Annotated in this window: 10 protein-coding genes and 2 pseudogenes; 5 read left to right on the top strand and 7 right to left on the bottom strand. The window is 65.7% G+C overall.

Going from position 1 to position 11769, the window contains the following annotated elements:
- Positions 1–145 precede the first annotated feature (145 nt).
- Entirely contained in the window at positions 146–871 is a 726-nt protein-coding gene (locus tag ACWEPL_RS63535; RefSeq protein ID WP_452442598.1) for an IS630 family transposase, read from the top strand.
- 86 nt (positions 872–957) lie between these two features.
- On the opposite strand, the gene ACWEPL_RS63530 is transcribed toward ACWEPL_RS63535, so the two are convergent.
- Positions 958–1449, bottom strand: coding sequence for a GntR family transcriptional regulator (locus tag ACWEPL_RS63530; RefSeq protein ID WP_355201612.1), 492 nt, complete (start codon positions 1447–1449; stop codon positions 958–960).
- 41 nt (positions 1450–1490) lie between these two features.
- The gene (locus tag ACWEPL_RS63525; protein ID WP_350724680.1) at positions 1491–1967 is read right to left on the bottom strand and encodes a GntR family transcriptional regulator; all 477 of its coding nucleotides are present in this window, start codon (positions 1965–1967) and stop codon (positions 1491–1493) included.
- Between the two features lie 110 nt (positions 1968–2077).
- Here ACWEPL_RS63525 and ACWEPL_RS63520 point away from each other — a divergent pair, with 110 nt between their 5' ends.
- Positions 2078–2377 carry a hypothetical protein gene (locus ACWEPL_RS63520; protein ID WP_397367622.1) on the top strand — a complete coding sequence of 100 codons (300 nt, stop codon included), beginning with the start codon at positions 2078–2080 and terminating at the stop codon, positions 2375–2377.
- A 507-nt stretch (positions 2378–2884) separates the two neighbouring features.
- Here ACWEPL_RS63520 and ACWEPL_RS63515 read toward each other — a convergent pair.
- The 5 genes and pseudogenes from ACWEPL_RS63515 to ACWEPL_RS63495 form a co-directional block, all read right to left on the bottom strand.
- Positions 2885–3070 (bottom strand): annotated as a pseudogene (locus tag ACWEPL_RS63515) (transposase); the annotation flags it as partial.
- A gap of 41 nt (positions 3071–3111) precedes the next feature.
- Positions 3112–3219: pseudogene (locus tag ACWEPL_RS63510) on the bottom strand (ISAzo13-like element transposase-related protein); the annotation flags it as partial.
- A 415-nt stretch (positions 3220–3634) separates the two neighbouring features.
- Positions 3635–4291: a RadC family protein gene (gene radC / locus ACWEPL_RS63505; protein ID WP_363967676.1), complete on the bottom strand. Its 657-nt coding sequence runs from the start codon at positions 4289–4291 to the stop codon at positions 3635–3637.
- Between the two features lie 98 nt (positions 4292–4389).
- Positions 4390–4650, bottom strand: a complete 261-nt coding sequence (locus ACWEPL_RS63500) for a hypothetical protein (protein ID WP_452442600.1) — start codon at positions 4648–4650, stop codon at positions 4390–4392.
- Positions 4651–5536: 886 nt separating this feature from the next.
- Positions 5537–6253 carry a GntR family transcriptional regulator gene (locus tag ACWEPL_RS63495; protein WP_363967674.1) on the bottom strand — a complete coding sequence of 239 codons (717 nt, stop codon included), beginning with the start codon at positions 6251–6253 and terminating at the stop codon, positions 5537–5539.
- Between the two features lie 1201 nt (positions 6254–7454).
- Between ACWEPL_RS63495 and ACWEPL_RS63490 the strand changes: the two genes are divergently transcribed.
- From ACWEPL_RS63490 to ACWEPL_RS63480, 3 genes are all read left to right on the top strand, one after another.
- Positions 7455–7898: a GNAT family N-acetyltransferase gene (locus ACWEPL_RS63490; RefSeq protein WP_397367625.1), complete on the top strand. Its 444-nt coding sequence runs from the start codon at positions 7455–7457 to the stop codon at positions 7896–7898.
- A gap of 978 nt (positions 7899–8876) precedes the next feature.
- Positions 8877–9794, top strand: coding sequence for a 4-hydroxy-tetrahydrodipicolinate synthase (dapA, locus tag ACWEPL_RS63485; RefSeq protein ID WP_363967670.1), 918 nt, complete (start codon positions 8877–8879; stop codon positions 9792–9794).
- A 54-nt stretch (positions 9795–9848) separates the two neighbouring features.
- On the top strand, positions 9849–11534 hold the full coding sequence (locus ACWEPL_RS63480) for a ribonuclease J (protein WP_363967668.1): 1686 nt from the start codon (positions 9849–9851) through the stop codon (positions 11532–11534).
- Positions 11535–11769: the final 235 nt, after the last annotated feature.

Below are 11769 nucleotides of genomic sequence, written 5' to 3'. Positions count from 1 at the left end.
GCCGCCACCGGCAGATGCGGCTCGATCAAAGCCCACTCGGCATCGGTCACATCGAAGCGCGCCACATCCGAGTTCTACCAGCCACGGCCAGCCCACCACCGACCCTCACCAAGATCCGAACCCCAAACAGCTCCTAGCCCGCCGGGTGGGCATCTCGCCGACCAGCGTGGCCAACATCTGGCGGGCGTTCGGGCTGCAGCCCTGGCGCACCGAAGACTTCAAGATTTCCACCGATCCGCTGCTGATCGACAAGATCCGTGATGTGGTTGGGCTGTATCTGGCCCCGCCGGCCCATGCCGCGGTGTTCGCCGTCGACGAGAAACCGCAGATCCAAGCGTTGCAGCGGAGCGCTCCGGTACTGCCCATGCTGCCCGGCGTGCCTGAGCAGCGCAGCTTCGACTACGTCCGGCACGGCACCGTCGATCTGTTCGCCGCGCTCAACACCGCCACCGGCAAAGTGATCGGCAAGCTGTCGGCCCGTCACCGTGCCGTCGACTTCCGTGACTTCCTGGACGAGATCGACCGCCAGGTCGAACCGGGCCTGGCGGTCCATCTCATCTGCGACAACCTGTCCACCCACAAGGCGCCGGTGGTGCACGCCTGGCTGCTGGCCCACCCGCGCTTCGTGCTGCACTTCACCCCGACCTACTCCTCCTGGATCAACCAGGTCGAGCGTTGGTTCGCCGAACTGGAACGCCGCTGTCTGGAGCGGGGCAACTTCTGCTCCCTGGACGCGCTCAAGGCCGCGTTGGAGGAGTGGATCAAGGTCTGGAACGAGGATGCCAAGCCGTTCAGGTGGACCAAGACCGCCGACCAGATCCTCGACCGCATCTGCCGCTACTGCGACCGAATCTCAAAACCGGCTCACTAGTGAGGCGCCGCACTTACCCAAGGACGCAGCGAGGCGCAAGGCGCAGTAGGGCACAAGGCCCTGTGGGGGAACAAGGCGCAGTGGGGCTATCGGACGCTCTCGTGCGAGGGCCACTTTCCGGGCTCATTCACATAAGTCCCTCTATAAGGAACAGTGAACACCCAACCCTGCTCCCTGAGATGCGCAATGGCCTTCCGGACCGTGACCCTGGCAACCCCATGCCGCAGCATCAAGGTCGCATCACTCGCTATCGAACAGTTCGGCCGGAGCTTACCGCGCCTGATTTTCGCAGCGATATCATGAGCGATATCCAGATAGAGGGCCCTCTTCGCCCTTATCCGAGGAATGCCGATAGGCCCAACAAAGGTGCCTTCGCCTTGCACGGTGTGGACAAGACGACGCTCGCGCAGCTCCCGAACCACGTTGCGTGCGGTCGATCGCGCGACACCGAACCCCGCCTCCAACGCCGCCTCACTCGGCACGGCCTCGCCGGCTCGCAACCGCCCGCCGACGATCTGCTCCTGGATCGCGTCGGCAATCTGTACGTAGATCGGGACCGGCCCGTCGCGGTCGAGCATGCTCACAGCGTAGACGTCTGGATACAAGCAGGCGAGCACAGTCAGCCCTGGGGCCACGACTCCTTCGGCGACACGTAACTGCCGCGCTGCGCAACGGTGTAGATCCACCCTTGCTCCCGCAGGAGCGCCATCGCGCGCCGCACAGTCTCCCGAGCCACGTCGTACTGCTCCACCAACGCCGACTCACCCGGTATGGAGCGCCGAGGCAAGAAATGTCCCTCCTTGATCTGCTCGGCGATGTCCGTCGCGATCTGTTGGTATAGAGGGACTTTCCGCTGCTTACGAGGCGCTTCGTCTGGTCCGCCGACAAAGGTCCCTTCGCCCTGAACGGTGTAGATGAGCCCTTCCTCGCGAAGTACGTGCACCGCCCGCCTGGCAGTGGTCCTGGCGACGCCGAACTCCTGCTGGATGTCCGCCTCGCTCGGCACCGGGTGTCCGGACGCGAGCCCGGAGACTCGTCGCCGAAGGATCTCGGCGATCTGGAGGTAGATGTGGGTGTCCCCGTCATAGTCGAGCACGCCTGCAACTTAGACCAACAGGTGCAAGACCTCCCATATTGTGCTGTCTATATAGACAGAGCATCCCTACTTGCTAGACAAGAGGAGACGACCAGACGTACTGTTCAACCGTGCCCAAGCCCCTCGACTGGCCCTGCTGCCAGATTGCGGTCCACGTGCCGGACCCACAGCCCGATCACGCCGTCATCAAGTGGTATCCCTCGTCGCCGCGCGCCGTACGTGTGAGAGTCCGGGATTACACGTGCGCTTGTAAGCCGACGTTCTACGAGCTGTGCCAGAGCGGCGGCCAGTACTTCATCCGCAGAACTCGTCGCTTTCGTCAAAAGGTGGTGATCGAGGAAAGTCTCTGGAACACCCAGGCAAGCGTGCTGGCCATCTGGACCAGCCTGCTCGACGGCACGGGACGGTAAGAACAACGGTTCTGTCCCGTGATCGGTGGTGGCGCTGGGTGATCCATTGCAGCAGAACGCGGTGGCGCAGAAGGTCGAACCCGCCACGGCCGTGCATCTGTCACATGATGCTCTTGGTCTTGGTGTTCACGCTCTCGGGCGCACCGTTGTGAAAGGGCAAGATGACGGCATCGTGGTCCTGGGCAAGGCCGCGGATGAAGGAGTGCAGGTGAGGCAGATAGGTGGCGTCGGCTGCGGGGATCCACGCATCGAGACGGTCAGCATTGCTTCGCGTGGCCGGAGCAGGTCGGCGAAACTGCGGATGAGTCCCGCCAGGTCGATCATCTCCGGGCAGGCGACGGTGGGGCCGTCCAGCAGGCTCCGGTGCTCTTCGCTGAGGGTGCCGGGCCGGGTGAGCAGCAGCCGGGCAAAGCGGCGCGGGGAGATGGGCAGGCGGTCGACTTCGACGCTGCGGCCTTGGGCGAATGTTGCGGTAGACCTTGGGTGAATGTAGCGGTAGAGAGGTGCTTACCCGTTCTGCAGGGGCGGTCCGGTCCTGGCCGAGCAGGCGCTTTGGACGGTGACTTCTTTCAGAACCGCCTCGCCGAAGTTGTGCCGCAGGTGCCACCGATCAGCGACCTGGATGGCATCAGGCAGTGCGCGGCGGATCGCTTCGGCGTAGGCGCCCGAGCTGTCCCGGCGCACGACCTGCACGTCGGGTGAGCGCACAGCCAGGCATCTGGGACGTCGGCGGTGTGGCGGATGGACTCCATGGTGGACGCGGCGGTGTCGTGGTCAGCGCCGACGTCGACCTGGCCGCTGCCGGAGGTCGGGTCGTAAATGCCGTACGGGATGGCCTTGCCCGTCACGCCACACTCAGCGGATAGGGCTCTCACCGCTTGCCGCGGTTCTGGCGAGGATGGACAGGTGTCCGGTTCGCGCTTAGGCCGCCGAGCGCGCGAACCGGACACCCTAGGTGATGGCACAACGCAGGTGCCATCGGGGGCGCACCTTGCGATCCCAGGCGACGCGCCTGCCCGAACGCCCGCCGAAGAGCGCCGGGCTTCGCCTGGGATCGGTGCGAGTGTCGGGCATGGTCCCGAGCCCTCCGGAGGCAAGGGACCATGCCGCTGCGAGTAATGGCCGGCTGACGTCCGTAACGGCCTACCCGCGGTATTAGATTCTCATGGCCGTCCCTTGGAAAACTGCAGTTCGGCGCTATACACAGGATGATTCCCTTTGGTGTTCGGTGGGTTCATGGTCCCTAGAGGAATTGATTTATGTAGGGATTCGCCGCCAGGCGGCATCCGTGATGATCAGGTGGTCGAGGAGCCGTAGCCCTACCGTCTCGGCGGCTCGGATGAGTTGGGCGGTGGCCTCGAGGTCGGATTGGCTCGGTTCGAGGGAGCCGGCCGGGTGGTTGTGGGCGAGGCCGAACATGGCCCCGCTCGCGGTGAGCACCTCCGTGATCACCTCCCGGATCGGCACCGCCGTGTGGTCGGACGCGCCTTCGGTCAGGATCGAATGCTTCAGCACCCTGCCACGGGTGTCGCACACCACCAGGACAAGCCGCTCCTGCTTGCGGCCCCGGAGCAGCGGGGCGCAGTGGTTGGCGAGGTCGGATGTGCTGGTGATCCGTTCGCGCTCCGGCCACGCGTCCGCACGGCGTACGAGATGGAAGGCCGCGGCGACTCGCGCGGCCTTGGCGGGGCCCACTCCGGGCACGGCGAGTAACCGATGCGGGTCCGAACGGCGGAGGCCATCGAGATCTCCGCAGTGCTTGATCACCTGGCTGGCGAGATCCAGGGCACTCGACCCGCGAAATCCCGAGCCGAGCAGCACGGCCAGCAGCTCGCGGTCCGCCAGCGCGGCGGCGCCGCTGGACATGAGCCGTTCGCGTGGCCGGTCGCTCTTGGACAGGTCTTTGACTCGCATCGGCAACCTCCGCGTCCGTTGTATCAGCGCGCACCGACAATCTCTGACCTGCGCTTTTGCCGGGAATCCAGCGTTCGTCGCCAGATGGGGGAGATGTGTCAGCCCGCCGCGCGGTCGGCCTCCGTGATCAAGGCGGAGGCGACCCGCCCCGTCTGCATAGCGATCTTGTACGGTGACATCGGCCGCCCGTTCTCCGGCCACCACGTGATCGCCTGTACGAACATCCCGCCGGCCAGCGTCGCGACCAGGCCGCTCGACGTGGGGAGCGGGACCAGGTGCTGGGCGACCATGTTCGAGAGCGGGGACCGCTTCTTCGCCGCGAACCACGGGCCGCCTTTTTGCCGAACAATGCGCCGCACAAAGGCGGATATTCGGCGACATATTCAAAGAACGCGGCCCAGTGCTCGATCGAGGGCCGCGCGCCGTCATCGCCCATACTGCCCAGCAGCGCCGCAATGGCCTCGTCGAAGATTTGCTCCACGAGGTGGTATTTACCGCGATAATTCCGATAAAAAGCGGCACGGCTCGCCATTGCTCGCTCGGTGATCTCGCCCACGGTAGGGCGTTCGAACCCGCGTTCCTCGATGAGATCGACCAGCGCGTCCCGTAGCAGCAGGCACCGCCGCCCCGACTACGTCACTGTCGCCCCAGCGAGGCTCCGCCATGGATCGGTCTCATCCTGGTCGGCGCCGCCCAGCCCTCTCGTAGCCGTGGGCGCATCGCAGACGCCGTACGCCTGCGGTTCGCTGCTCGTCGGCGACGGTGTGGGCGGCCTCTGGCTCCAACTCAGCCAGGCCACGGGCGCCAAGGTTACTGCCGGCGCCGTAAACGCGCAGTGCCGCCGCGATCTCGGCGCCGCCTACCTGAGTGACGATGCGGCTCGCGCCAGGCCCGGACGAGGACTTCGATGCGATTCTCAACGCCTACGGCGGTTCGCTGGGTGCGTACCGTCGTCACTTGCTCCCTCGCGGAGGCCGGAGCGTGACCAGGCCTACGGACGGGATGAGGTTCGAGCTGCCGACGGAGCCGGCGTGTGCGCCCGCTCCCACCGTGCTCGCAGAATTCGTAGATCAGGGCAAATACGCCCGATTGTGGACCGGATTGACCCGCCGGCGAGCCTTGAGGAGGCTCACCGCACCATCGGAACCGGTCTGTCCGTCCGAAACGAGGTGATATCCGCAATGCCCGGGCTGAGGGGCTCCGGGCGAGAAGGGGCTTCGCCCGGAGACGCCCGCGTCCGAGAGCTCAGACGGGCATGCTGTACGTGACTCTGAACCGGTCGCCTGGAACGACGATGTCGCTCGTCTCGACGGGACGGTCACCTGCCCAGTGGGTGCGCTCGATGTGCAGCACGTGGACGCCAGCCGCCAGATCGAGCGCGTCACTCTCCGCGGGGCGCGGAACCCGGGTGTGCACGCTCTCGACGACTTCAGTGATCTTTATGCCGTGCGCGTACATCCTGGCGACCAGGCTCCGCCGCTCCTCCTCGGAGTGGGGGGTGAACTCCAGCGGCTCGTACGACGTGGCGAGCTGCAGCGGTCTGCCCTCGCCGCGAAAGATGTAGTGAGTTCTGGTCAGCGTGGTCGACTCGCTGAGGCGCAGGCGTTTGGCGATGTCGGGCCCCGCTTCGGTTGGTTCGCTGTGCCAGTCCCATGTCACGCGTCTGCCCTGTGACTGTAGATCGGCCGCGAACGGGGCGGGGTGATCGAGAAAGCGCCATCGGTAGAGCGGGGTGAGGTCGGGGCGTTCCCTGACGTAATGGCCCGAGCCCACGCGGCCGATGATGAGGCCTTCACCTGCGAGCACGCGTAGCGCGTGCCGGGCGGCGGTCTCTCCGACCTGATATTTACGGGTCAGCTGCGCTCGTGATGGGATCGGCGCGCCGGGGGGAAGGGTGCCGTCGGTGATCTGCCGCCGAATGTCTTCGACGACACGCAGGTAGACCGGATCTGAGGTGGCCACTAGTCCATCCCTGGGGGTTCGTGTGAGGCGTTGCCCCATGTTGCCGTATTCGGCAGGTAACCGACCGTCATCGATGGTCGTTGGAGCCCCAACTTTGCGATGGCAGAAAATTATCGGAGAAACCCTGTAACGCCGGTGTAAGAGGGGCCGATTCTCCGATAGAGGTCGTCGATGTGTGTACCCCCGAGCACATATCGGCGACCTCTTCCAATTCGCGTACTTGGGGCTGCAGCAGCGCCCTGACCAGTGGTTTGACCTGGCCGAACGCGGCTGCTGGCCCGGTCCCTTGGACGCATCCGCACCGTCCGGCGTCTGCGATGGGCACAGACCTCGGAAGTCCGGTGAGTGCGCTGCCCCTTGAGCGGTCCTGATCAGTGAGGCTCCTGGTCGCACGTTACCTCGTGAGGCCCGCGATGGGCGCGGGATTTCGAAACGAGCGGGGCCTGCACTGTCGCTCGGGTACGCAGTCGTTTGAGTCCGGCGGTGGATGCGGCCTTGGAGCTGCGGTGGCTGCGTTGCGTGCGTGAAACGGCCTGGCCGGTCGGCGGCTGAGTCGGCTGGAAGGCTCTCTTGTGAGGCATGCGATGGGCGGGCTGTCGAGGTCCACGGTGGCCGCGATGCCTCTCAAGGCAGCCTTGCCCGTGAGGTGGAGCCTGGTCGGCGCGCTGCCGTGCGAGGCTTGCGGTCAACGTGAGCTTTGGAGGCGGGATGGCCGCGTTGCCTCGGTTGAGGCGGCCTGGCCGGCCACGATGCTTTACAGAGGCCTGATAGCGGCGTGGTCTTTGAGGGCGGTGGATGCGTCGCCGTTCGGGACGTGCACTGACCCTTCACCTTGCAGGCGTGCAACAGGCGCCTTGCCGTTCGAGCCGTGCAGTGGACTGCAGTTTTTCGACCGGCCGCGTGCGATGGGTGCGCTGCCATTCGAGGCGCGCGACGGATGCACTGCTGTTCGCTGCGGTGCGATGGAGCGCACTGTTGTACCGCGCATTGCCATCCACGTCCGTGCGCGTGGCGACCAACCATCAGGCGCAAGTGGTCTTCTGGTATCACCGCCGAGTGGCCGTACCTCACTGGGCCACTTTTCCCTAAGTTGGTGGCACTGACTCCGACATCAATCACTCTCCAGGACATATCCCGCACTGCCGCGCCAAGCCACAGCAGGCCTGTGCTCCTCGGAGATGTCCAAGCATGAGGAAGCTTCATGATCGACATAGGCAAGCTCCTTCCATCCGACCGGGATGTCTGGGAGGACTTGTTCCGCGCGTACATCGACTTCTATCAGCGTGTCGAACCGGACAAGATGTACGACCGCGCATGGCAGGAGTTCCAGGCGGACACCCGTCTGCACGCCTTCGGCGCGAGGCTGGACGGCAGGCTCGTCGGCATCACGCACTTCTTCACCCACGCGAACACCTCGGCGCCTGACACCGATGTCTGCTACCTGCAGGACCTGTTCACCGCTCCAGAAGCCCGAGGCAGAGGCGTGGCTCGCGCGCTGATCGAGGCTGTGACCGCCTGGGCCCGGGAGCGCGGCTGCTCCCGCGTGTACTGGAACACGCATGAGTCCAACGCGACAGCACGCCGCTTGTACGACAAGGTGGCTGAGAATCGAGGTTTCATCAGATACCAGATCGAACTGTCCTAGTAGAAGCCTTGCAACATGACCGGGGCAACCGAGCGCAGCCGGGCTCACCTTTGGAAGCTGGGCGAGCGTAACGGCCGCCGCACTCCTCAGGGGAGGCCGCCAGGGCAGGAAAGTCGCTCGCAACTTCCACCTGCGGCTTCCCTCCGGACGGAGGGTCGTGGGCGGACGGGGGGATACGCGTCGGGATCACCGAAGCCGGCGGCCGCTCAGCCAGCTGGGTACTGCGGACCCAACGTTCACATGCCCGCCGCGGCCTGGTGTGGCTTCGGCCGTCGGATACGGCACGCTATGCGGCCTGACAGGTGCTCTGGCCGCGGTGGGAAGGTCGAGTACTCGGTGCTGCTGTCGGCTGCGGCGGCGGGGTGCGGAACGCTATACGGCCTGACGGGCGCCTTGGCCGCGCTGGGGAGGTCGGGTAGCCGTCGCTCTTCTACGACGCCACGCCCATGACCAGGCCAAACTCGTACACCGCTCTCGTGGACGCAAACCGGATGCGGCGCACTATGCGATCCGACGGGTGTTTCGGCTGCCGCGGCAAGATCGAGTAGCCGGCGCTGCTGTCGGCTATGGCGGTGGGATCGGCACGCTATGCGGCCCGATGGGTGTTTCGGTTGCGGTGGGAAGATCCGGTAAGCCGTACTGATTTCGGCGGCGACGGTCAGACGTAGCGCTCTTTGCGGCCTGACGGGTGCTTTGGATACTGCGGTCAGGTCCGGCGCTCCGCCTGGCCGCCAGACGGGCGTGCTGGCCAGGCATGGTGCCCCGCCTGGCGGGTGTGGTGGGCAGGTGTGGTGTGGAGCGTGGCCTGCTGGGTGCGTCGCTGTGGACCAGTGGACGGGCTCCGATGTCAGGTGAGATGGTTGTCGTCGTCAGGGAAGCCTCTGAGATGCCCGCGAAAGGGGGCAAAAAGCGGCTCCAGGCAGGCAAAGCGGGGTGGCGGCGTCCAATGGATTTCTGAATCCAGGTAGCGTTCGCACTATGGCATCGCCAACTGGAACCACAGACGCGCCCTTCGGCCGCATGCTGACCGCCATGGTCACGCCGTTCACTCCTGACGGCGAGGTCGATTATGTGGCTGTGCGACGTCTTGCCGCTTACCTGGTGGACGAGCAGCGCAACGACGGCTTGATCGTCAACGGGACGACCGGTGAGTCGCCCACCACGTCGGACGAGGAGAAGCAGCGCATCGTCAGCGCCGTCCTCGAGGCGGTCGGCGATCGCGCGACTGTGGTCGCAGGGGCGGGCACCAACGACACCCGCCACAGTGTCGAGCTCGCGAAGCAGGCGGCACGTGCGGGCGCGCACGGTCTGCTGGTGGTGACGCCTTACTACAACAAGCCCCCTCAAGAGGGGCTGTACCAGCACTTCACCGCCGTCGCCGACGCGACCGACCTTCCGGTGATGTTGTACGACATTCCGGGGCGCAGTGGCGTGCCGATCAAGACCGAAACTCTGCTGAGGCTGGCGCAGCACGAACGCATCGTGGCCGTCAAGGACGCCAAGGGTGACCTGTTCGCCGCCAGCCAGGTGATGAGCGCGACCGAGCTGGCCTTCTACTCCGGCGACGACCTGCTCAACCTGGCCTGGCTCTCCCTGGGGGCGGCCGGGTTCGTCAGCGTCGTCGGGCATGTAGTGGGCGCCGAGCTGGCGCGCATGATCCACCTGCACAAGAACGGTGAGGTCTCCCAGGCCCTGGCCGTACACAGCCAGGTGACCCCCGTGGTAGACGGGATCATGCTGCGCGCCGGTGGCGCGATCATGGCAAAGGCGGCACTGAGCATGGTCGGCGTACCGGTGGGTTCGGTACGACTGCCGCTCGTGGACGCGACAGAGACGCAAATCGCCGAGCTGCGTGCTTGCCTGGTAGCCGGCGGGGTGAAGTTGACAGACGCATAGGAACGGGGAGGAACCGGGAGTTTTGAGAACACGAACTGACCGTGGGGGCCAGGCATGAGCCATCCGCATCCTGAGCTTGGTCCCCCGCCGGTGCTGCCTGACGGCGGCTTGCGCATCGTCGCGCTCGGCGGGTTGGGGGAGATCGGCCGGAACATGGCCGTCTTCGAATATGACGGCCGTCTGCTGATCGTCGACTGCGGGGTGCTCTTCCCCGAGCCCGATCAGCCGGGCGTCGACCTCATCCTGCCCGACTTCGAATACATCAGAGACCGGCTCGACGACGTCGAAGCCGTGGTGCTCACGCACGCTCACGAAGACCACATCGGGGCGGTGCCGTACCTGCTGCGCGAGCGGCGCGATATCCCGCTCATCGGATCGAGGCTCACGCTTGCCCTGATCGAGGCCAAGCTCACCGAGCACAGGATCCAACCGACCAAGCTCGAGGTCGTCGAGGGCGAACGGCACGTTTTCGGGCCGTTCGACTGCGAGTTCCTCGCGGTCAACCACTCGATCCCCGACGCACTGGCCGTCGCCATCAGGACGCCTGCGGGCATAGTCCTGCACACCGGCGACTTCCGCATGGACCAGTTGCCGAGCGACGGCCGCCTCACCGACCTCGGCGGTTTCGCCAGGCTCGGCACCGAGGGCGTCGACCTGCTGATGTCCGACTCCACCAACGCCGAAGTGCCAGGGTTCGTCACCAGCGAGCGCGAGATCGGGCCGGTCATCGACGAGGTGATCCGCACCTCCGAACAGCGGGTCATCGTGGCCAGCTTCGCCTCGCACGTGCACCGCATTCAGCAGGTGATGGACGCCGCCGCCAAGCACCGCCGCAAGGTGGCCCTGGTCGGACGTTCGATGGTGCGCAACATGGGCGTGGCCCGCGACCTGGGATATCTCAAGGTGCCGCCGGAGCTGATCGTCGACTCGCGCGACATCGAGGAGTGGCCGCCGCAGGACGTGGTGCTCATCTGCACCGGCTCTCAAGGCGAGCCCATGGCCGCGCTGTCCAGGATGGCCAACCGCGATCATCCGATCCGCATCGCCGAGGGTGACACCGTACTCCTGGCCTCGTCGCTGGTTCCGGGGAACGAGACCGCGGTCAACAAGGTCATCAACGGACTGACCAGGTGGGGCGCTCGCGTCGTGCACAAGGGCAACGCCAAGGTGCACGTCTCCGGCCACGCGGCCGCCGGCGAGCTCCTGTACGTGCTCAACCTGACCCGCCCGTCGAACTTCATGCCCGTTCACGGTGAGTGGCGTCATTTGCGTGCGCACGCCAAGCTGGCCGCTCTCACGGGCGTGCCCGACGACCACATCGTGATCGCCGAGGACGGCGTCGTGGTGGACCTGGTCGACGGCCGAGCGAAGATCGTCGGTGCGGTTCACGCCGGGTACGTCTACGTCGACGGCTCGTCGGTGGGCGAGATCACCGACACCTCGCTGAAGGACCGCAGGATTCTCGGTGACGAGGGGTTCATCTCGGTGGTCGTCGTGGTCGACTCCAACACGGGTAAGCTCACCGCCGGCCCCGAGATCCACGCGCGTGGTTCCGGCATCGACCCTGCCCAGTTCGAGGAGTTCATCCCGCAGATCGAGCGAGCCCTCGCGGAGAAGGCCGCAGACGGGGTGGTCGACATGCAGGAGATCCGACGGGTGGTCCGCCGCACGGTGGGACGCTGGGTAAGCGACACCTACCGCCGCCGCCCCATGATCATCCCTGTGATCCTCGAGGTCTGAGCTTTCCCACGGTACGGCAGACGCGTTCGTCTGCCGTACCCCCGGGGGAGCAGGCGTGGGACGGGCATCCGACCACATCGCCTGCTCCTTCGGGAGGCCGACCGAAGGCCAGGCGATTCGCTGCCTTCGCCCCTCCGGGCTAGCCTCGGGCTTTCGCGGTGAATTTCGCGCAGATTGATCAACTACATAAGAAAAGTGCTTCTGAGCTGGGAGGATGGGGCTTGTCTAAGGTCCT

The organism is Nonomuraea sp. NPDC004186 (genome assembly GCF_053603495.1).
Note: the sequence above shows the minus strand (reverse complement) of the source record. Positions and strands in the feature narration are given on the sequence as shown.